Raw genomic sequence first — 20,691 nt, forward strand, 5'->3', positions numbered from 1 at the left:
GACGCGATGGGCTTCGGCTTCGCCGCCCTCACTCGTCTGGCCGGGAGCACGCTCCTCGATCGGACTGGGCTGCGCAAACCCGTGCAGAACGCCGTTGCTGCGGCCACCCGCACCGGCTTCCGCGCGGCGACCCGGCTTGCCAAGCCCGCACGGTTGGCACCGGCCGAGGGCACCGGGCTGTTCGACCTGACGCCCACCGACGAGCAGCAGCTCATCGTCGACACGGTCGGCGAGTTCGCCGCCGAGGAGCTCCGGCCGGCCGCCGCCGAGGCCGACACGAAACTCGCCCCGCCGGACGGACTGCTCCGCAGGGCGGCGGAGCTCGGTGTGACACTCCTCGGCATCCCGGAGGAACTGGGAGGTGCCGGCACCGAACGGTCGGTCGTCACCAGCGCACTCATCGCTGAGGCACTCGGGCACGGCGATCTCGCGCTCACGGTGGCCATGCTCGCGCCGTCCGCTGTCAGCAACGCTCTCGTCCAGTGGGGCGATGCGGATCAGCAGGCGACCTACCTGCCGTCGTTCGCCGGCGACAACGTTCCGGCGGCCGCGCTGGCGTTGCAGGAGCGCACGCCACTGTTCGATCCGTTTCGCCCGGCGGCGCGTGCCAGGCGCACACCGAACGGCTACCGGCTCGACGGCGCGAAGTCGCTCGTCCCCCGCGCCGCGCAGGCGGAGCTGTTCATCGTATCGGCCGACCTCGAAGGGCGCGGCCCGGCTCTGTTCATTGTGGAGTCGTCGAACGCCGGTGTGACCATCGAGGCTGAGCCGGCGATGGGGCTACGCGGGGCCGCGACCGGAAGGCTGTTGCTCGACAAGGTCAACCTGCCGGCCGGCGCGCTGCTCGGCGGCGGGCGAGCGGAGGTGTTCACCGAAGTCGTGCGGCTGTCCCGGCTGGGCTGGGCGGCACTCGCCTGCGGCACCGGTAAGGCTGTGCTCGACTACGTGATCCCCTACGTCAACGAGCGAGAAGCGTTCGGCGAGCCGATCAGTCATCGCCAGGGTGTCGCTTTCCAGGTCGCCGACATCGCCATCGAACTGGAGGGCATGCGGCTGGTCATGCTGCGTGCCGCGGCGCGCGCCGAGCAGGGCCTTCCGTATGCGCGCGAGGTGGCGCTGGCACGCAAACTCGCCGCGGACAAGGGCATGCGGATCGGCAGCACCGGGGTTCAGCTGCTCGGCGGGCACGGCTTCGTCAAGGAGCATCCCGTCGAGCGGTGGTACCGCGATCTGCGCGCCATCGGCGTGCTCGAAGGCGTCGTACTCCTCTGAAAGGGCTGCCGTGATCAATCTCGAGGTACCGAAGAAGGCCAGGACGCTCGTCAACCAGGCGCACCAGGCCGCGGCCGAGGTCTTCCGGCCCATCTCGCGCAAGTACGACCGCGCCGAGCACGCCTACCCGGTGGAGCTCGACATGCTGGCCGCGTTGCTGGACGGGCTGAACACCTCCGGTGAAAGCGGAGCGGGTGCGGCGGGCGTACGGCGCAGGGACGACGGCGAAGCCACAGGCAACCGCAACGGCGGCAACCTCAGCACCGTGCTCGGCACGATCGAGATGTGCTGGGGCGACGTGGCGCTGCTGTTGTCGTTGCCCCGGCAGGGTCTTGGCAACGCCGCCATCGCATCGGTGGCCAACGACGAGCAGCTGCAACGCTTCGCGGGCAGGTGGGCCGCGATGGCGATCACCGAGCCGGGCTGCGGTTCCGATTCAGCTGCCATCACGGCCACCGCAGCGCTCGATGGCGACTCCTATGTGCTCAATGGCGAGAAGATCTTCGTGACCGCCGGCCAGCGCGCGGATGCCGTGGTCGTCTGGGCCACTTTGGACCGGTCGATGGGGCGTGCGGCGATCAAGTCGTTCGTCGTGGAGAAGGGCACGCCGGGTTTCGAGGTCGTGCGGTTGGAGCACAAGCTCGGGATCCGTGCGTCGGATACAGCGGTGCTGCGGTTCGAGAACTGCCGTGTGCCCAAGGAAAATCTGCTCGGCTCCCCCGAAATCGACACGCGCAGCGGCTTCGCGGGCGTGATGCAGACCTTCGACAACACGCGCCCGCTGGTGGCGGCGATGGCGATCGGGGTCGCGCGGGCCGCGCTCGAGGAGACCGCGAAGCTACTGGCCGAGGCAGGAATCACCGTCGACTACGACAAACCGGCGCACGCCCAGCACGCCGCCGCGGCTGCATATCTCGAGCTGGAGGCCGACTATGAGGCGGCGTACCTGCTGACGCTCGAATCGGCCTGGATGGCGGACAACCGCAAACCGAACTCGCTGCAGGCCTCCATGGCCAAGGCGAAGGCGGGACGCTCCGTTGTGGACATCACCCTGCGCTGCGTGGAACTCGCCGGCACAGTCGGCTACACGGAGGAATCGCTACTGGAAAAGTGGAGCCGCGACGCGAAGATCCTGGACATCTTCGAAGGCACCCAACAAATCCAACAACTCATCGTCGCCCGTCGGCTGCTGGGAAAGACGAGCGCGGAGCTGAAGTAGCTCCGCTACGCGCGAGTCCCCCGCCCAGGCGTGTGAGTCCCCCGCTCCGGTGCGCGAGTCGCCCGCTCCGGTGCGCGAGTCGCCCGCTCCGGTGCGCGAAAGCCCTCGGGCCCGATGCAACCCAGTGTGCCTTCGGCGCTTCCGATCAGGCTGCGATCGCCGAACCCGCAGTCCCGCCAACCGCAACGGTCCGTCGACGACAGTTCGTTCCCGCACTCGGGTGGCAGCGGCGAGCCCCCCTGCCACAGCGGCAACTCGCCTGCCAGAACGGGCAACTCACGCGCCACAACGGGGGACTCGCGCACCGGAACGGGAGACTCGCGCACCGGAACGGGGGACTCGCACGCTCGCTAGCCCTTCACGCAGACGACCTGCTTGAGATGGGCTACCACCTCGACCAGATCCGTCTGCGCCGCAATGACCGACTCGATATCCTTGTAGGCAGCCGGAATCTCGTCCACCACGCCGGCGTCCTTGCGGCACTCCACGCCGGTGGTCTGGGCCACTAGGTCCGCAGCGGTGAACGTCTTGCGCGCCTTGGTCCGGGACATCCGCCTGCCCGCACCGTGCGATGCCGACTGGAACGACTGCTCGTTCCCGAGCCCCCGCACGATGTAGGAGCCGGTACCCATGCTGCCCGGAATGATCCCGCGATCACCCAGGCCCGCACGGATCGCGCCCTTCCGCGTCACCAGCACCTCGACGCCGTCGTAGACCTCCTCGGCCACGTAGTTGTGGTGGCAGGAGATCGGTTCGTCGAAACGCACGCCCGGCACCGTGTCCGCCAGCGCGCGCTGCACCAGCGCGACCATCGTCGCCCGGTTGCGCGCCGCGTACTCCTGCGCCCAGAACAGGTCCCTGCGGTACGCCGCCATCTCCGACGTGCCGGCAACGAACACGGCCAGATCCGGATCCGGCAGATCGGCGTTGTGCCGCAGCCGCCGCGCCACGTCGATGTGCCGCTTCGCCAGCTCGTTGCCGATACCGCGCGACCCGGAATGCAGCATCAGCCACACCTGGCCGGCATCCGGGCCACCCTGCTCCAGGCAGACCTCGATGAAGTGGTTGCCGCCGCCAAGGCTGCCGAGCTGCGCCCGCGCACGCTCGCGCAGGTTCTGCACGCCGCCGTGCAGGTCACCGAAGGCGCCCCAGAACCCGTCCCAGCCACCGGTACCCGGCACGTGCGCCGGCGGCACCGGCGTCTTGTGCATCGCGAAACCCACCGGCACAGCCGACTCGATCCGCCGCCGGAGCCGCCCGAGGTCGTCCGGCAGGTCCTCCGCCGTCAGCGAAGTACGTACAGCGCTCATCCCGCAGCCGATGTCCACGCCGACGGCCGCGGGCGACACGGCGTCGCGCATCGCGATCACACTGCCGACGGTCGCTCCCTTGCCGTAGTGCACGTCGGGCATCACCGCGAGACCGTGCACCCAGGGCAGGTTCGCGACGTTGTTCAGCTGTCGCATCGCCGCCGGTTCGACCGACTGTGGGTCGGCCCACATCCGGATCGGCACCCTCGCGCCGTCGACCGCGGTGTGCATGTCAGTCCTTTCCTCGTCTGGATCAGGCGGACCAGCTTCACCGGTGTACCCACTTGCGAGCAACTGGATTACCCGCGGAGCCTGAACGGGCAACTCGCGCGCTGGAGCGGGGGACTCGCGCGCCTGAGCGGGGGACTCGCGGGGTGGGAACAAAACGGATCGGCGACCGGTTAGGATAGGTAGTTGAACAAGCAACTATCTGGAGCTGGTGAGTGCAATGCAGTTCGGGATCTTCACCGTCGGCGATGTCACGACCGACCCGACGAATGGCCGCACGCCGAGGGAACACGAGCGGATCAAGGCGATGGTGGCGATCGCGCTCAAGGCCGAAGAGGTCGGCCTCGACGTCTTCGCCACCGGCGAGCACCACAACCCGCCCTTCGTTCCCTCCTCGCCGACGACCATGCTCGGCTACGTCGCCGCACGCACCGAGCGGCTGATCCTGTCCACCTCAACAACCCTCATCACCACGAACGACCCGGTGAAGATCGCCGAGGACTTCGCCATGCTGCAGCACCTTGCCGACGGGCGCGTCGACCTCATGCTCGGCCGCGGCAACACCGGGCCCGTCTACCCCTGGTTCGGCCAGGACATCCGCCAGGGAATCCCGCTGGCCATCGAGAACTACGCCCTGCTGCACGAGCTCTGGCGCAAGGACGTCGTCGACTGGGAGGGGCGGTTCCGCACGCCACTGCAGGGCTTCACCTCGACGCCGCGCCCGCTGGACGGGGTGCCTCCGTTCGTGTGGCACGGTTCGATCCGCAGCCCCGAGATCGCCGAGCAGGCCGCCTACTACGGCGACGGTTTCTTCGCCAACAACATCTTCTGGCCGAAGGAGCACTTCATGCGCCTCATCGAGCTGTACCGGCAGCGCTTCGAGCACTACGGCCACGGATCGGCGGACCAGGCGATCGTCGGCCTCGGCGGACAGGTCTTCATGCGCAAGAACTCCCAGGACGCCGTGCGCGAGTTCCGGCCGTACTTCGACAACGCTCCCGTCTACGGCCACGGTCCGTCGCTGGAGGACTTCACCGAGCAGACACCGCTGACCGTCGGCAGTCCCCAGCAGGTCATCGACAAGACGCTGACGTTCCGCGAGCACTTCGGCGACTACCAGCGCCAGCTCTTCCTCGTCGACCACGCCGGCCTGCCGCTGAAGACGGTGCTCGAACAGCTGGACCTGCTCGGCGAGGAGGTCATTCCGGTGCTGCGCAAGGAGTTCGCGGCCAGGCGACCCGCCCACGTGCCCGACGCCCCCACCCACGCCTCGCTGCTCGCCGCCAACGCCGCGCCGGTCGGCGGAGGAACCCGATGAACGCGAGCGCGACCTCTAACTCGAGGTCAACTGCTTGTCGAGGAAAGTGTCGATGTGTCGCCAGGTCGTCGCACGCGCGCGGCGGCCGGTGAGCACGCCGAGGTGACCGCCGGGGGCAAGCTCGAAACGCACCTCCGGCGCATTCTCCAGCAGGGCCACCAACCGCTCGACGGACCGCCGCGGGGCGATCACGTCGCTGTCCCCCGCGATCACGAGCGTGGGCACCCGCACCGCGGACAGCGAGATCGTCCGGCCACAAAGGTCGATGCTGCCACCCACGAGATCGTTGGCACGGAAGAACCGATGGTACAGCTGCCCGAATGTACGACCCGGATAGGCGATCATGTTGTCCATGAAGTGATCGACGGCCTCGATCTGCGCCAGGAAATCGCGGTCGTCCAAATTGGACAGGATCGCCAGCGGCTTGGTGATCTCCTTGTGCAGTCCCGTCGCCTTGAACACTCGACTGACCACAGTGGACGGTGCGCCGCCGAGCAGCCGGTAGATCGGCGTGAGCAGATACCCGCCCGTCGCCTCGACCAGCGGCCGCAACGGCGCCACCAGCGGGATCGCCGTGACATCGAAGGGCGCCCCGATGGTGGTGATCGATGCGACCGGCAGCTCCTGCTGGTCGGCCGCGGCCAGCAGCGCGAAGATGCCGCCGAGGCACCACGCCACGAGATGCACACCCTCACCGCCCGCATCCGCGCTCACCTTGCGGATCGCGCGCGGCAGCACCTCCTCGATCCAGTGCTCGATACCCAGTCCGCGGTCGGCGAACGCGACGATGCCGTAGTCGACCAGGTAGGTACGCCTGCCGCCATCCACCAGATGCTCGGCGAGGCTGCATCCGCGGCGCAGGTCGAAGCACAGCGCCGGGGCCGCAAGCGGCGGCACCAGCAGGATCGGCGCCCCGGACAGGGTTGCGCCGCCGACACTGGTCATCCGGTAGACCGACCGGTTGGGGCCCTTGTCGATGACCACCCGCGGGATCGGCCGCAGATCAGCCACCCCGCCGTGGAGCACCTTCGCCGCGACGTTGGACGCCGCGGACACCAACCGCGCCGGTGGTGACGCCATCGTCCCTCCCTAGCTCCTACCCAGGGAAACGGTAACTGACCAGGCGGTCCTCGAAGACCTGGCCGACCCAATCGCCCACCTGGAACCGCTGCGTCGGCGTGAATCCCTGCCCGCTGTAGTAGCGCACCAGCGCGCCGTCACCACCGGCCCAGCAGTCGACGCGGACGAGGCCGACGCCGCGCCTTCGGGCCTCGAGCCTGGCCTGGCCGAGCAGGAGCGCACCAACCCCGCGCCCGGTGTGCTCTCGCGCTGTGATGAGCAGGTCGATGTAGAGCTCCCGCTCGTCGACGGGCGGAATGTGCGCGGGCGGCCGCTCGGCGAAAGCCGTCGCACCAGCGGGCTCCCCGTCGATTTCGGCGATCAGCAGGTTGCCGCCGGTGGCCCAGCCGTCTACCCGCGCGCGCCGCTTGGGATCGCCCGACCACTGCTCGGTGCCCCACTGTCCCTCGCGACCGTTGGCGGCCAGCCACGCCACCGCGCCGTCGAACATCGTCAACAGCGGCCCGGCATCGTCGGGGCCGCCCGGTCGAAGACGGATGTCCGTCATGGCTGCGTGAGGATACGCGGACCGTCGGCCGTGACGGCGATCGTGTGCTCGACGTGGGCGGCCCGGCTGCCGTCCGCGGTGTACAGCGTCCAGCCGTCATCGCCGACGCGGTAGTCGTCCCCGCCTCCGGCCACGAACATCGGCTCGATCGCCAGCACCATGCCGGGACGCAGCTGCAGGCCCTCGCCTGCCTTGCCCTCGTTGGGCACGTGCGGCTCCTCGTGCATGGCGCGGCCGACGCCGTGTCCACCGTGGTCGGCGAGCAGGCCGTACCCCGCTCGTCGGCCGATGGCGCCGATCGCGGCGCCGATGTCACCGAGCCGGTTACCCGGCTGCGCGGCGCCGATCCCGGCCATGAGCGCCCGCTCGGTGGTGGCGATCAGCTCCAGATCGCGTGGATCCGGGGTACCGACGACGAAGCTGATGGCCGAGTCGCCGTGCCAGCCGTCGACCTCGGCACCGAAGTCGATACCGAGCAGGTCACCATCGCGCAGCCGGTAGCCGGTGGGGATGCCGTGGACCACGGCGTCGTTGACACTCGTGCACAGCACGGCGGGGTACGGGCTGGGGGCGAACCGCGGGTGGTAGTTGAGGAACGACGACCGCGCGCCCGCCTGGGCGAGGACGCCGGCCGCTACCTCGTCCAGCTCCATGAGCGACGTGCCGACCGCCGCCGCATCGCGCACCGCGTGCAACGCCGTGGCGACCACCTTGCCCGCCAGGCGCATCGCGTCCAGCTCACCCGGGGTCTTCAGTTCGATCACGCATGCCACCTCAATCGGGATAGTTATACCGGTACATCTATCACATGCGGCGGCCCCGGCACAGCAGGCGTCACGGCAGTCCGAGCTCCCGCGCGATCAGCATGCGCTGGACCTCGCTCGTACCCTCGCCGACCTCGAGAATCTTGGCGTCCCGGTAGAACCGGCCGACCGGGAACTCGTTCATGAAGCCATAACCGCCGAAGATCTGCGTCGCCTCCCGCGCGTTGTCCATCGCGGCATTGGACGACACCAGCTTCGCGATGGCCGCCTCCTTCTTGAACGGCTCGCCACGCAGCATCTTCGCCGCCGCCTGGTAGTAGGCAAGGCGCGCCGTGTGCGCGCGGGTCTCCATGTCGGCGATCTTGAACTGGATCGCCTGGTACGTACCGATCTTGTGGCCGAACGCCTCCCGCTCGCCGACGTAGCGCAGGCACTCGTCGACACAACCCTGCGCCAGCCCAACGCTCAACGCCGCGATGGCGATCCGCCCTTCATCCAAAATAGACAGAAACTGCGCGTAGCCGCGGCCCTGCTCACCCAGCAGGTTCTCCGCAGGCACCCTGCAGTCGTCGAATGACAGCTCGTGGGTGTCCGAGGCATTCCAGCCGACCTTCGAATACTTCGGCGCCACAACGAATCCCGGTGTGCCCGACGGGACGATGATCGCCGAGATCTCCTTGTGACCGTCCGGCCGCGCACCGGTGACGGCGGTGACGGTGACCAGCCGCGTGATGTCGGTGCCGGAGTTGGTGATGAACGCCTTGCTGCCGTTGATCACCCATTCACCGTTCTCCAGCCGCGCGGTGGTACGGGTGGCTCCCGCGTCGGACCCGCCACCGGGCTCGGTGAGGCCGAACGCGCCGAGCGCCTCGCCCGCGCACAGCGCGGGCAGCCACCGCTGCTTCTGCTCTGCGGAACCGAAACGGTAGATGGGCATCGCGCCGAGCGACACGCCGGCCTCGAGCGTGATCGCCACGGACGAGTCGACCCGCGCCAGTTCCTCCAGCGCCAGGCAGAGCGCGAAGTAGTCACCGCCCATGCCGCCGTACTCCTCCGGGAACGGCAGTCCGAACAGGCCCATCCGGCCCATCTGCGCGACGAGGTCGTATGGGAACTCCTCGCGCTCGTAGAAACCGCCGATCACCGGCGCGACCTCCGCCTGCGCGAAATCGTGCACCGTCTTGCGCAGTGCTTCGTACTCGTCGTCGAGTCTGAAGTCGATCATGATGCCTGCTCCTCCGGGGTGACAAGGGCGAGTGGTTCGTCGAGGGCGACCTGTTGGCCGGCCTGGACGTGGAGTTCGGTGACGACGCCGTCGACCGGCGCGGTGATGGTGTGTTCCATCTTCATGGCCTCAACGACGAGCAGCGGTGCCCCGGCCCCCACGACATCGCCGCGAGCGACCTTGACCACGAGCACGGTGCCTGGCATCGGGCTGGTGACCGGTCCAGCCGCGATGTCGTCGGCGTGGCCGGCGAGCAGGTTCGGCCGCTCGCCGATCACGACGCCGTGCCCCTCCCTGGCAAGCCACAGCCTGCCGTCCGGCGCGTCCGCACGCTCGTAGTGCAGATAGGCACCGGCGCGGTGCACGGCGAGACCGGACGTGGTGCGCTCGGCCGACGCGGCAACCGGTTCGGCACCGTCCACACTCACCAGTGCATCGGCCGGCGACCCTTCGATGCGCACGAGTGCTTCGGTCTGCTCCGCGCGCAACCGGAACGTCACGCTCGCGCTCGCGCCGAGCCGCCAGCCACTGGGGACCTTCCAAGGGTCCACGATCGGACCGGCCGGGTACAACCCGAGCAGCCGGTCGAGCGCGGCAGCGATGAAGAAGTCCGCGGGCACGGTGTCGGCGACCAATGTGGACAGCTTGCGCTCCACGAGACCCGTGTCCAGGCTTCCTGCGCGCACCTCGCTGTCCCGCAAGAGTGCGCGCAGGAACGGCACGTTGGTGTGTACGCCGAGGATGGCGGTGTCCGCCAGCGCCCGGTCGAGCCGATGCAGCGCCGCCGCACGATCCGGCGCCCACGCGACGACCTTGGCGAGCATCGGGTCGTAGCGGGAGCCCACGACCGTGCCGGTGCGTAGCCCCGAGTCCACGCGCACACCGTCGCCACTCGGTTCGACCAGCCGCAGCACGGTGCCACCGGTCGGGATGAAGCCGCGGGCGGGGTCCTCGGCATAGACCCGCGCCTCGACGGCGTGCCCGTCAAGACGAATGTCGTCCTGCGCGAGCGTGAGTGCTTCCCCCGCGGCAACGCGCAGCTGCCATTCGACGAGGTCGATCCCGGTGACCAGCTCCGTCACCGGGTGCTCGACCTGCAGGCGCGTGTTCATCTCCATGAAGAAGAACTCGCCGGGGTTCGTTGCCGACACGATGAACTCGACGGTTCCCGCGCCGACGTAGCCGACCGAGCGCGCCGCCTCGACCGCGGCGGCGCCCATGCGGGCCCTGGTGGCGGCATCCAGCAGCGTCGACGGCGCCTCCTCGATGATCTTCTGGTGCCGCCGCTGCAGGCTGCACTCACGTTCCCCGAGGTGGATCACGGTGCCATGGCTGTCGGCGAGCACCTGGATCTCGATGTGCCGCGGGGAACTGACAAACCGTTCCACCAGCAGGCGGTCGTCGCCGAACGCACCTCTGGCCTCACGTTGCGCGGACTCGACCGCATCGGCCAGCTCCCGAGGATCGGTTACCAGTCGCATTCCCTTGCCGCCCCCACCCGCGGACGGCTTGAGCAGCACGGGGTAGCCGACCTCGGCGGCTGCTGCCACGAAATCGTCCACATCGGATCGTCCAGGAACGACGGGCACGCCGGCGGACGACACGGTCTCCTTCGCGCGGATCTTGTCGCCCATCGCCTCGATGGCGGGCACCGGCGGGCCGATGAACACCAGGCCCGCGTCCGCACATGCCTGCGCGAACCGCGCGTTCTCCGCGAGGAAGCCGTAACCGGGATGTACGGCCTGCGCGCCGCTGTCCACCGCAGCCCGCACGACGTCCGGAATGGACAGATAGCTTCGCGCCACCTCGGGCGGTCCGATTCGGACGGCGGCGTCGGCATCGCGTACGTGCCGGGCGCCGGCGTCGACGTCACTGTAGACTGCGACGGACCGGATTCCCATGCGGCGCAAGGTGTTTACTACACGGACGGCGATCTCGCCACGGTTGGCGACCAGAACGGTGTCGAACATCTCGCGATCACATCCTGAAGACGCCGTAGCCGATGGGTTCCAGTGGTGCGTTGGCCGCGGCCGAGAGCGCGAGGCCAAGCACCATGCGCGTGTCCATGGGATCGATCACGCCGTCGTCCCACAGCCGAGCGGTCGAGTAGTACGGGTTGCCCTGGTGCTCGTACTGGGCGCGGATCGGTTCCTTGAACGCCTCCTCGTCGGCGGCGGACCACTCCTCACCCCTGGCCTCGGAGGCGTCCCTGCGCACGGTCGCCAGCACCGAAGCGGCCTGCTCGCCACCCATCACGGATATGCGGGCGTTCGGCCACATCCACAGGAACCTCGGCGAGTAGGCACGTCCGCACATCGAATAGTTCCCCGCGCCGAAGGAACCGCCGATGATCACCGTGAACTTCGGCACGCGCGCGCAGGCCACGGCGGTGACCATCTTGGCGCCGTGCTTGGCGATCCCGCCGGCCTCATAAGCCCTTCCCACCATGAAACCGGTGATGTTCTGCAGGAACAGCAACGGGATCGAGCGCCGGTCGCACAGCTCGATGAAGTGCGCGCCCTTGAGCGCCGACTCCGCGAACAGCACGCCGTTGTTGGCGATGATCCCCACCGGATGTCCGTGTATCCGGGCGAAACCGGTGACGAGCGTGGCACCGTATTCCTTTTTGAACTCCCCGAACCGGCTGCCGTCCACGATTCGCGCGATGACCTCGCGTACGTCGTAGGGCGTGCGTGGATCGGTGGGCACCACGCCGTAGAGCTCACGCGGATCCACGGCGGGCTCCTCGGCGGGAACGACGTCCCATGGCCGCGGTGCCCTGGGGCCGAGCGTCGAGACGATCGAGCGAACCATGCGCAGTGCGTCGGCGTCGTCGGCGGCGAGGTGGTCGGTGACCCCGGACGAGCGGGCGTGCACGTCCCCGCCACCGAGTTCCTCGGCTGTGACCACCTCACCGGTGGCCGCCTTCACCAGCGGCGGCCCACCGAGGAAGATCGTGCCCTGGTTGCGCACGATCACCGCTTCGTCGCTCATGGCTGGCACGTAGGCGCCGCCCGCCGTGCAGGAACCGAGGACGGCGGCGATCTGCGGGATGCCGCGCGCGGACATCGTGGCCTGGTTGTAGAAGATCCGGCCGAAGTGCTCGCGGTCGGGGAAGACGTCGTCCTGGCGGGGCAGGAAGGCACCACCGGAGTCAACGAGGTAGACACACGGCAGGTTGTTGTGCAGTGCGACCTCCTGCGCCCGCAGGTGCTTCTTGACCGTCATCGGGTAGTAGGTGCCACCCTTGACGGTCGCGTCGTTGGCCACCACGACGCACTCGCGGCCGGACACCCGCCCGATCCCGGTGATGATCCCGGCCGATGGCGCCTCGTCGTCGTAGAGACCGGTCGCCGCGAGCGGGGCGAGTTCGAGGAACGGCGAGCCGGGATCGAGCAACGCGTCGACCCGGTCACGTGGCAGCAGCTTGCCGCGGTCCACATGGCGGGAACGAGCCTTCTCGGGGCCGCCGAGCCGCGCCGCGGCGAGCCGCTTGTGCAGATCCGCCACGAGTTCCGCGTGCGTGCCCGCGTTGCGCACAAAGGCGTCACTCTGCGGATCCGCGGAGCTGGTGAGCGCCGGAGTGTCCATCACGCCCTCAGGTTAGCAGCCGTTAACGTCCACGGCTGCCAACAAGGACGGGGTCAGCCGGTGACCGCCTGCAGGGCGGGCAGGTAGCCGCGCGCATGACCGTTGGCGTTGGGGTGGTAGGACTCGTCGACCGGCCAGGTCAGGCTGCGCAGCCACCAGTCACTCGAGCAGATCTCGTGCCCGGTGAAGGGTCCGCGGACGTCGACGAACGCGAATCCCGCGCCGGCGGCCCGCTGCCCGGTGACCTGGGCCAGCGTGTCGGCACCGGAGTTGATCGCCGCGCGCTTGGTCTCGCTGAGCCCACCGTTGCAGGAGCCCTGCAGCTGGTAGAAGCGCGGGTAGCCGAGCACGATGATCCGCGCGTTGGGTGCCTCGGCGCGCAGGGTGGCGTAGACATTGTCGAGCAGGCCGGGCAGCGTTGTCCTGACGTAGGCCTCGGCCTCCTCGACCCGTGCCACACACGCCTGGTCACCGCCGAGCGTGCACTCGATCATCACATCGGTGAAGCCGGCATCGTTGCCCCCGACCGACACAGTGACGTGTGTGGTCTCGGCGCTCAGCGCCGCCGCCTGGGTGAGCACGTCGGCGGTGCGAGCGCCGAGGCAGGCGACGAACTGGAAATCCGTCACGCCGTTGGCCTCCGCCCACAGCCGCGGATAGGCATTGGCGCTGCGCTTGCACCCGCCGGAGTCGCCGTACTGGCCCGCACCGACGCCGGAGGAGTAGGAGTCGCCGAGAGCGACATAGCGAAGTTGTGCCGCCGACGCGGTGACCGCACCACCGGCGAGGACGAGCGCGACGACGACGAACACCGAAAGCGATCGAAAAGTCTTCACCGACATGGCGACCCCCTCGTTAGCCGTTGGCTGGTAAGAAGAATTACCAGTACGAACGGCTGAGGGGGAAGCAATCCGGCGGTAGGTAACCCGACCGGATCAGCCGGATGTTAGCGGCCGCTAACCAGCTCGCCTAGAATGACGTGATGCCCCACAGTTCCACCCCGCTGGCCGGCGGTGAGAAGGCGAGCCGGCGCGACCAGATCCTCGCCGCGGCCGCCGAACTGTTCGCGCAGCACGGCTTTCACGGCGTCGGGATCGACGACATCGGCGCCGCCGTGGGGATCTCCGGGCCCGCGCTGTACCGGCACTTCCGCAGCAAGGACGCAATGCTCGGGGAGATGCTGACGTCCATCAGCGAGTACCTGCTCGACGGCGGGACCCGACACGCACAGGAGCCCGGTGAAGCGGACACGATCCTGGCGGGGCTCGTGCGGTTCCACGTGGACTTCGCGCTACAACAGCCCGCGCTGATCACCGTGCAGGAACGTAACCTCGCCAACCTCACCGACGCCGACCGCAACCGGGTACGGGCACTGCAGCGGCGTTATGTCGAGGTCTGGGTCGATGCCCTGCGCGCCGCCGTTCCGCGGCTCGACGAGCCGTACGCGCGCTCTGCGGCACACGCCGTGTTCGGGCTCATCAACTCCACACCCCACAACCGGCACCTGCCCGACGGCGAGCTCGCCGAACTGCTGAGCAGGCTGGCACTGGGCGCGCTCTACGCCGCGAAATGACGATCACTCCTGCGGGCGGCACCAAATCCGCCTGCCCTGGTGTTGGATGGGCACGTGCACGCTGACGACAGCGAGGGGGAGCCGACGGGGCTCGTCGAGAAGGCGCAACGCGCGCTTGTCGCGATGCGTTTCGGTGACGACGCCGAGGCGCTCGACGTCCTCGCACCGGCTGCCGGGGAGCGCGTTGCCGACACCCGCGAGCTGATGCTGCTGCTCTTCGGCGCGTGCAGCGCGATGGTGGCGACACTGGGCGACGGTGGCGCCGCGCCGGTCAGGGTGCAGGTGTTCGACGAGGCGGGCGAGGAGGTCTCGATCGACCAGGCCGACCCGCCCGTGCGGACTGCCGTGCGGACCCTGCTGGCCGAGGTGCACGGCAACACCGAGGCCGCGGAGGAGCAGGTGGAGATCGCGCTCGCCAACGCGGCACCGGACGAGGTCGACAGCCTCATCCTGCAGGCACTGCGCTGGACGCTGCGCCTTTCGGCGGAATGCCTCGAACGCGATCTGCCGGTGGCCGACTGGATCGCCGACGCGCTCGCCGACTGACGACAGGTCCGAACCGCCTACGACCGCAGGCGTATGCGCAGGTGTCGATCCGCGGCCGACGACGCGACGCAACGGCAGCGGCGACGCTTCTGGCCATGACGACCAAGACTCGGCAGGCTCCCCGGCTCACACTCGGCAGGCGGCAGCGCAAATGGGTGCTCTTCGTGCACATCGTCAGCTCGGTCGGCTGGATCGGCGTCGAGGCATGCCTGCTCACGCTGGGCATCGTCGGACTGTCCAGCTCCGATGAGGCGACCGCCACCGCCACCTACGTGATCGCCGGCGTGCTCGGCGGCACGTTCTACTTCCCGGTCAGCTCGATGGCGCTGCTCAGCGGGCTCCTCCTCGGAGCAGGCACGAAATGGGGCCTCGTGCGCTACCACTGGGTCGTGGCGAAGCTGGTCCTCACCATCGCGCTGCACCTCGGCGGGAACCTGCTCGTGATCCCGCGGTTCGTCGCGGCCGGACAGGCCGCTGCCGACGGCGGCGACGTCGGCGGCACCGCGACGCTGTTCATCACCGCGATGCTCGCCGGGCTGACGCTGCTGGTGGTCGCGACCCTGCTGTCGGTGTTCACCCCTGGCGGCCGGACGCCCTGGTACCGCTCACGCGTTGCGCTGCGTTAGCGCGAAGCGGTTGCCCTCCGGATCGGTGAACATCGCCCACCAACCCCAGGGCTGGTGCGCGGGCTTCGCGGGGAAGTCGACACCACGCGCCGAGAGCTCCGCATAGGTCTGCTCAATGTCGTCGGTGTAGAGGAAGAAGTTCGCGGTGGGCCGCTCACCACTCGCGGGGGCACGGAACCGATCCGCCGGATTCGTGCTCAGGACCAACGCGATCTGCCCGTCCGGCGAGCTGACCTCCACCCAGCGCCCGCCCTCACCGTAGGGATCCTCCCTGGTGACGGTGAAACCCACCGTCTCGGACCAGAACCGCTTCGCCATGTCCTGATCCTGAACGCCCACAATGACCTTGCTGACTCCGCGGATCGCCATGATGAGTCCACTCCCAATATATCCAGTACGGATACAACAGCGGTGGAGCGTATGCTCTGCCCATGGCGATGGGCAACCCGCCACCGCTCACTCCAGCCGCGTTCCAGGTCCTGCTCGCGCTCGCGCGCGGGAGGGCACACGGCTACGGCATCATGGGCTTCGTCAACGAGCTGACCGGTGGTTCCGTGCAGCTGGGACCCGGCACGCTCTACCGCACGCTGTCCCGGCTGGCGGCTGACGGCCTCATCGAGGAAGCTCCCGGCATGACCCACACCGGTCCGCATGACGCGCGCCGCCGTTACTACCAGCTGACCGAGCTGGGCCGGCAAGCCGCCGGGCGGGAGGCGGCGCTGATCGGACGGCTCGCGGTCGCGGCCGCCGAGGCCGGGTTGCTGGACCAGCGGGAGGCAAGCGCATGACGAGGCCCAGCCGGGCCCTCGGCCTGGCGCCGCACCTGTTCGTCAGCGATGTCGACGACGCGCTCTCCTTCTACCGCAGGGCATTCGGTGCCGTCGAGCTGTTCCGCAACGTCCTGCCCGACGGCACGGTGCTCTTCGTCGAGATGGCCGTCGGCGATGCCCGGCTGCTCGTCAGCCAGGAGATCACCGAGCTGAACGCGCTCGCACCGACCACACTCGGCGGGACTCCGGTCCTGCTCACGCTCGAGACCGGGGATCCCGACGACCTGTTCCGCAGGGCGGTCTTCGCCGGCGCCACGGTCGAGGCCCCGGTGGAGGAGATGTTCTTCGGCGAGCGCTACGGCCGCGTGGTGGACCCACACGGCCACCGCTGGGCGCTCACCACCAAGCGGGAACGGTTCACGCCAGAGGACATCGACGCTCGTACCCCTCGCGAGGTCTGATGGTCTCCGTGCGCAGTGTTGTCGACCGGGTGGGGCCGACACTGCTGCACGCGCTGTATCTGCCGGAGCCCAGCCCGGCCGTCGCCGATGTGGTGATCGCCGAGCCGGGATCACCGGCACCGCCCAGCGCAGGCGATCTCGTGCTCGCCGTGGCCGTCGCCGATGTCGCCGGTGCCACCGAGCTCATCCGTGCCAGCGCGGCCAACGAGGCCGCCGCCGTGTTGTTCAAGCCCCCGCTGGCCGCGAAGCCGTCGGTCCGCCGGGCAGCGCAGCGTGCAGGGATCGGGCTGATCCGGGTCCACGCCGCCACCTCGTGGGCGCAGCTGGTGTGGTTGCTGCGCACGGTGCTCGACGCGATCGCCGACGAGTCGGACACCTTGGAGAACGGCGGCGATCCGGCGGCGAGCGACCTGTTCCGCCTCGCCGACGCGGTGGCCTCCGTTGTGGACGCTCCGGTGACCATTGAGGACACCAACTCCCGCGTGCTCGCCTATTCGGCCCGCCAGGACATCACCGATCCCGCCCGCGTGGCAACGATCATGGGCAGGCGCATTCCGGACGACGTGCTCGCACGGTTCCGCTCGCGGGGTGTCTTCCGCGAGCTCTCCCGCGGAAGGCAGACCATCTTCGTGCCAGGGCAGCAGGACGGCACGCTGCCACGGCTCATCGTGCCGATCCGGATGGGTGGCGAGCTGCTCGGCTCGATGTGGGCGGTGGTGCCAGGGCCGGTTCCGGACGAGCGGGCGGCCGCTTTCGCCGACACGGCGCCGGTTGTCGCCCTGCACCTGCTGCGCCGCCGCGCGCACGCCGACGTGCAACGCAGAGCCTCGGCGGAACTGCTCCGCGCGCTGCTGCGGGGCGACGTCAGCCCGCGAAAGGCCGTTGCCGAGCTGGACCTGACCGACGAGCCGCACCATGTCGTGGCCATCGAAACCCCCGGCGGCGAGACGATCGACGGGGAGGGCCTGCGCCTTGCCCTGCTGGAGCGCATCTCCCAGGGCATCGGGCGCCGTCCGGTGGCCGCCGAGGATGGGGGTCTGCTGTACGCGGTCGTACCCGACAACAACGGTCCCGGCGGCTGGCCGCAGATGCGTGCCGCCCTCGGCGAGGTGCCCGCCGTCCGCAACACCGGCGGGCTACGGGCCGCCGCTGGCGGCGCATACGACCTGGCTGAGCTGCCGCGTTCCCGCGCGGAGGCGGAGGAGACACTGGGGCTCCTGCGTGCAGGCCTACTGCCCGGCCGCGTGGCATCGTTCGACGAGGTGTGGACGGCGCTGGCGCTACATCGCGTGGCGACCGCGGCAAGCCTCGCACGGGTGACCGAACTGGGCCCGCTGGCGACCATTCGCGCCAGCGACGCCGCCAACGCGACGGACTACATCGCGACGCTGTACGAATGGCTGCGCCATCCCGGCGACCCCAGGGCCGCCGCGCAGGCGTTGCGAATCCACCCCAACACCCTGCGGTACCGCGTGCGGAAGCTGCTCGACCTCGTACCCCTCGACCTCGACGACCCCGACACCCGCCTGGCCCTGCTCACCCAGCTAGTCGCCCTCCGCTGGTCCTAGAGATCATTCGAAATCGGCATGCGTGCCGGTGCGAGCGGAACCTGACTCAGCGCACCTCGAGCAGTGTCTTGCCGATGGTGACGCGGGACTCGATCGCCGCGTGTGCATCGGCTGCCCGCTCGAGCGGGAACCGCTGGCCGATCACCGGGCGCAGCCGGCCTGCCGCGGCCTCCGCCAGTGCGTCGCGTGCCAGCTCGCGCAGCTCCGCGGGCGCGGCACCGATCCCCCACCCCACGGTTACGCCGCGCGCAGCGGCCAGCTCCTCGGGAATCTCCGTCGGCGCCCCGCTCGCCGCACCGAAGGTGACCATCCGGCCACCTTTGCCGACCAGCTCGAACGCCGCCGTGCCGACCTCGCCGCCCACCGCGTCGAACGCGACGTCGACAACGCCGACGGCCTGCCGCACCCGGTCTGTCCAATCCGGCTTCCGGTAGTCCACCACGTGCGTCGCGCCGAGCTCGCGAGCCAGGTCGAGCTTGCGCTCGCCACCGGCCGCGGCCACGACGACCGCTCCCGCGTTGCACGCCAGCTGCACGAGCAGGCTCCCCACTCCGCCACCCGCAGCCTCGACGAGCACCCGCTCACCGGGACGCAGCCCGGCGCCGCGGACCAGCAGCATGGCCGTGCGTCCATCGGCGAGCAGCGCCACCGCGGCATCGAGCGGCAGGCCCTCGGGCACCTCGATGACCGCATCCGCGTCGATCACGACCTGCTCGGCGTACCCGCCGGAGCCCCGGAGGCTGCTCACAACCCGCCTGCCGACCAGATCCGGGTCGACACCGGCACCGACCCTGCTGATCACGCCGCCGACGCCGTTGCCAGGAACCACCGGCGGTTCCACCGTGAACGGCCCGAAACCGCTGCGGCGGAACTGTGTCTCCACGAACGTGATGTTCGCGAGCTCGACGTCGATCAGCACCTCACCGGCGGCCGGTTCCGGGTCGGGTGCCTGCCCGGGCACCAGCACTTCCGGACCGCCGAACTCAGTCAGCCAGACGACTCTCATGGCACCAGCATGTGGGCTCGACTTAAGTGGAGGTCAACAGCTTGTTCTGCCAGAACCATTCAGCCAGGTCATCATTGTCGTGTCCCCACGATGACACCGCGGGCCCCGTGCCGCACTGTGGTCGGCAACACCGCGACAAGGAAGGCAAGGAAACTCGTGCGCATCGCCATCCCCCGAGAGATCAAGAAACACGAGTACCGCGTCGCGGTCACTCCAGCCGGCGTGCACGAGCTGACCCAGCGTGGGCACGAGGTGTTCATCGAGACCGAGGCGGGACTCGGCTCCGCCATCACCGACGAGGACTACCTCGCCGCCGGCGCGAAGATCCTGCCGAGCGCCGCGGACACGTGGGCCGAAGGCGAGCTGGTGCTCAAGGTCAAGGAGCCCATCGCCGCCGAATACGAACTGCTGCGCCGCGACCAGGTGCTCTTCACCTACCTGCACCTGGCCGCCGACCGGCCGCTCACCGAAGCGTTGCTGGCCGCGGGCACGACCGCCATCGCGTACGAGACCGTGCAGAAGCCGGACGGCTCGCTCCCCCTGCTGGCGCCGATGTCGGAGGTGGCGGGCCGGCTCGCACCGCAGGTAGGGGCTTTCGCACTGCTGAAGCCGAACGGCGGCCGCGGCGTCCTTCCCGGCGGGGTGCCCGGCGTGCAGCCGGCGAAGGTCGTCGTCATCGGTGGTGGCGTCGCCGGTGTGAACGCCGCGAGGGTCGCGCTCGGCATGGGGTCCGATGTGGAGGTTCTGGACACCAACGTCGACCGGCTCCGGCAGATCGACCACGACTTCGGGGGCCGCATCCACACGGTGACGTCCAACGCGCTGGCGCTGGAGCAGGCTGTCGTCGAGGCCGACATGGTCATCGGCGCGGTGCTGGTGCCCGGTGCGAAGGCGCCCAAACTGGTGTCACACGAGCTGGTTGCGCGGATGCGACCGGGCAGCGTGCTCGTGGACATCTCGATCGACCAGGGCGGCTGCTTCGCCGACTCCCGCCCCACCACCCACGACGAGCCGACCTACCGGGTACACGATTCGGTGTTCTACTGCGTGGCCAACATGCCCGGCGCGGTGCCGAGGACATCGACCTACGGGCTGACGAACGTCACCCTGCCCTACGCGATCCGCCTCGCCGAGCTCGGCTGGCGTGGCGCGGTGCGCGCCGATGCCACGCTGGCGCGGGGACTCAACACCCACTCCGGAACGTTGACCAACGAGCCCGTCGCCACGGCACACGGGCTGCCTTACGAGGCCATCGAGCTCTGAGCCGGGCACCACACGACACAGGCCACTTTCCTGGGTCCAACCAGGGAAGTGGCCTGTGTCGTATAAGCGTCAGTAAGGGGCGGCCCGCTCAACCAGCCTGGGGGTCACCGGGAGCGGGCCGCCACGTACAAGCTTAGGTGTTCGGTGACGAGTTCGCTCCTCTGGGGGCGCATGTCGCCGGAAATATTTCCTCATCCGACACCGCGGGCAGCCGTGGATCGCGGGACGAAGGCCATCCGCTCGCACCGCCGTCACCCTGCGTGACCTGCGTTGTTTCCCAATGGAACCGGCGGACCTCCGAGCACCGTCCAAACCCGCCGTACG

Annotated in this window: 20 protein-coding genes; 10 read left to right on the forward strand and 10 right to left on the reverse strand. The window is 69.3% G+C overall.

The features are described 5' to 3' along the window. Positions 1-6: 6 nt before the first annotated feature. On the forward strand, positions 7-1,272 hold the full coding sequence (locus ABZ863_RS06305; RefSeq protein WP_358531798.1) for an acyl-CoA dehydrogenase family protein: 1,266 nt from the start codon (positions 7-9) through the stop codon (positions 1,270-1,272). Between the two features lie 10 nt (positions 1,273-1,282). After that, complete coding sequence (locus tag ABZ863_RS06310; RefSeq protein WP_358531671.1) at positions 1,283-2,491, forward strand: acyl-CoA dehydrogenase family protein; 1,209 nt, start codon at positions 1,283-1,285, stop codon at positions 2,489-2,491. Between the two features lie 350 nt (positions 2,492-2,841). On the opposite strand, the gene ABZ863_RS06315 is transcribed toward ABZ863_RS06310, so the two are convergent. Further along, positions 2,842-4,032, reverse strand: a complete 1,191-nt coding sequence (locus tag ABZ863_RS06315; protein ID WP_358531673.1) for an RtcB family protein — start codon at positions 4,030-4,032, stop codon at positions 2,842-2,844. Positions 4,033-4,249: 217 nt separating this feature from the next. On the opposite strand from ABZ863_RS06315, the gene ABZ863_RS06320 reads away from it, so the two are divergent. Next, a complete protein-coding gene (locus tag ABZ863_RS06320; RefSeq protein WP_358531675.1) occupies positions 4,250-5,347 on the forward strand; it encodes an LLM class flavin-dependent oxidoreductase in 1,098 nt (365 codons plus the stop codon). A gap of 15 nt (positions 5,348-5,362) precedes the next feature. Here the strand turns inward: ABZ863_RS06320 and ABZ863_RS06325 are convergent, their stop codons facing one another. The 7 genes from ABZ863_RS06325 to ABZ863_RS06355 all read right to left on the reverse strand — a co-directional run bounded on the left by ABZ863_RS06325 (position 5,363) and on the right by ABZ863_RS06355 (position 13,396). Continuing rightward, on the reverse strand, positions 5,363-6,427 hold the full coding sequence (locus tag ABZ863_RS06325; RefSeq protein ID WP_358531677.1) for an alpha/beta fold hydrolase: 1,065 nt from the start codon (positions 6,425-6,427) through the stop codon (positions 5,363-5,365). Positions 6,428-6,443: 16 nt separating this feature from the next. Next, positions 6,444-6,974, reverse strand: a complete 531-nt coding sequence (locus ABZ863_RS06330) for a GNAT family N-acetyltransferase (RefSeq protein WP_358531679.1) — start codon at positions 6,972-6,974, stop codon at positions 6,444-6,446. Further along, positions 6,971-7,738 carry a type I methionyl aminopeptidase gene (map, locus tag ABZ863_RS06335; protein ID WP_358531681.1) on the reverse strand — a complete coding sequence of 256 codons (768 nt, stop codon included), beginning with the start codon at positions 7,736-7,738 and terminating at the stop codon, positions 6,971-6,973. The genes ABZ863_RS06330 and map overlap by 4 nt, the downstream gene beginning before the upstream one ends. A gap of 70 nt (positions 7,739-7,808) precedes the next feature. After that, positions 7,809-8,963, reverse strand: a complete 1,155-nt coding sequence (locus tag ABZ863_RS06340) for an acyl-CoA dehydrogenase family protein (RefSeq protein ID WP_358531682.1) — start codon at positions 8,961-8,963, stop codon at positions 7,809-7,811. Continuing rightward, on the reverse strand, positions 8,960-10,933 hold the full coding sequence (locus ABZ863_RS06345; RefSeq protein ID WP_358531684.1) for a biotin carboxylase N-terminal domain-containing protein: 1,974 nt from the start codon (positions 10,931-10,933) through the stop codon (positions 8,960-8,962). The genes ABZ863_RS06340 and ABZ863_RS06345 overlap by 4 nt, the downstream gene beginning before the upstream one ends. A gap of 7 nt (positions 10,934-10,940) precedes the next feature. Then, entirely contained in the window at positions 10,941-12,554 is a 1,614-nt protein-coding gene (locus tag ABZ863_RS06350; protein WP_358531800.1) for a carboxyl transferase domain-containing protein, read from the reverse strand. Positions 12,555-12,607: 53 nt separating this feature from the next. Next, positions 12,608-13,396, reverse strand: a complete 789-nt coding sequence (locus tag ABZ863_RS06355) for an SGNH/GDSL hydrolase family protein (RefSeq protein WP_358531685.1) — start codon at positions 13,394-13,396, stop codon at positions 12,608-12,610. A gap of 140 nt (positions 13,397-13,536) precedes the next feature. On the opposite strand from ABZ863_RS06355, the gene ABZ863_RS06360 reads away from it, so the two are divergent. The 3 genes from ABZ863_RS06360 (at position 13,537) to ABZ863_RS06370 (ending at position 15,299) form a co-directional block, all read left to right on the forward strand. Further along, positions 13,537-14,127: a TetR/AcrR family transcriptional regulator gene (locus ABZ863_RS06360; protein WP_358531687.1), complete on the forward strand. Its 591-nt coding sequence runs from the start codon at positions 13,537-13,539 to the stop codon at positions 14,125-14,127. 123 nt (positions 14,128-14,250) lie between these two features. Further along, positions 14,251-14,673: a hypothetical protein gene (locus ABZ863_RS06365; RefSeq protein ID WP_358531801.1), complete on the forward strand. Its 423-nt coding sequence runs from the start codon at positions 14,251-14,253 to the stop codon at positions 14,671-14,673. A gap of 95 nt (positions 14,674-14,768) precedes the next feature. Then, entirely contained in the window at positions 14,769-15,299 is a 531-nt protein-coding gene (locus ABZ863_RS06370) for a hypothetical protein (protein WP_358531689.1), read from the forward strand. Here ABZ863_RS06370 and ABZ863_RS06375 read toward each other — a convergent pair. Then, positions 15,279-15,668: a VOC family protein gene (locus ABZ863_RS06375; RefSeq protein ID WP_358531691.1), complete on the reverse strand. Its 390-nt coding sequence runs from the start codon at positions 15,666-15,668 to the stop codon at positions 15,279-15,281. The two genes, ABZ863_RS06370 and ABZ863_RS06375, sit on opposite strands and share 21 nt — an antisense overlap. 62 nt (positions 15,669-15,730) lie before the next feature. Here ABZ863_RS06375 and ABZ863_RS06380 point away from each other — a divergent pair, with 62 nt between their 5' ends. From ABZ863_RS06380 to ABZ863_RS06390, 3 genes are read left to right on the forward strand one after another with little or no spacing between them, the layout of a single operon-like run. Beyond that, entirely contained in the window at positions 15,731-16,087 is a 357-nt protein-coding gene (locus ABZ863_RS06380; protein ID WP_358531692.1) for a PadR family transcriptional regulator, read from the forward strand. Further along, positions 16,084-16,530, forward strand: coding sequence for a VOC family protein (locus ABZ863_RS06385; RefSeq protein ID WP_358531693.1), 447 nt, complete (start codon positions 16,084-16,086; stop codon positions 16,528-16,530). The genes ABZ863_RS06380 and ABZ863_RS06385 overlap by 4 nt, the downstream gene beginning before the upstream one ends. Beyond that, complete coding sequence (locus ABZ863_RS06390; protein WP_358531694.1) at positions 16,530-18,098, forward strand: helix-turn-helix domain-containing protein; 1,569 nt, start codon at positions 16,530-16,532, stop codon at positions 18,096-18,098. Before ABZ863_RS06385 ends, ABZ863_RS06390 begins: the two co-directional genes overlap by 1 nt. A gap of 46 nt (positions 18,099-18,144) precedes the next feature. Here the strand turns inward: ABZ863_RS06390 and ABZ863_RS06395 are convergent, their stop codons facing one another. Next, positions 18,145-19,104 (reverse strand): zinc-binding dehydrogenase, encoded by a 960-nt coding sequence (locus ABZ863_RS06395; protein WP_358531696.1) that lies wholly within the window; start codon positions 19,102-19,104, stop codon positions 18,145-18,147. A gap of 156 nt (positions 19,105-19,260) precedes the next feature. On the opposite strand from ABZ863_RS06395, the gene ald reads away from it, so the two are divergent. Beyond that, complete coding sequence (gene ald, locus ABZ863_RS06400) at positions 19,261-20,367, forward strand: alanine dehydrogenase (RefSeq protein ID WP_358531802.1); 1,107 nt, start codon at positions 19,261-19,263, stop codon at positions 20,365-20,367. The last annotated feature ends 324 nt before the right edge of the window (positions 20,368-20,691 follow it).

This window comes from Saccharomonospora sp. NPDC046836, assembly GCF_040645195.1.
Lineage (GTDB): Bacteria > Actinomycetota > Actinomycetes > Mycobacteriales > Pseudonocardiaceae > Prauserella_A.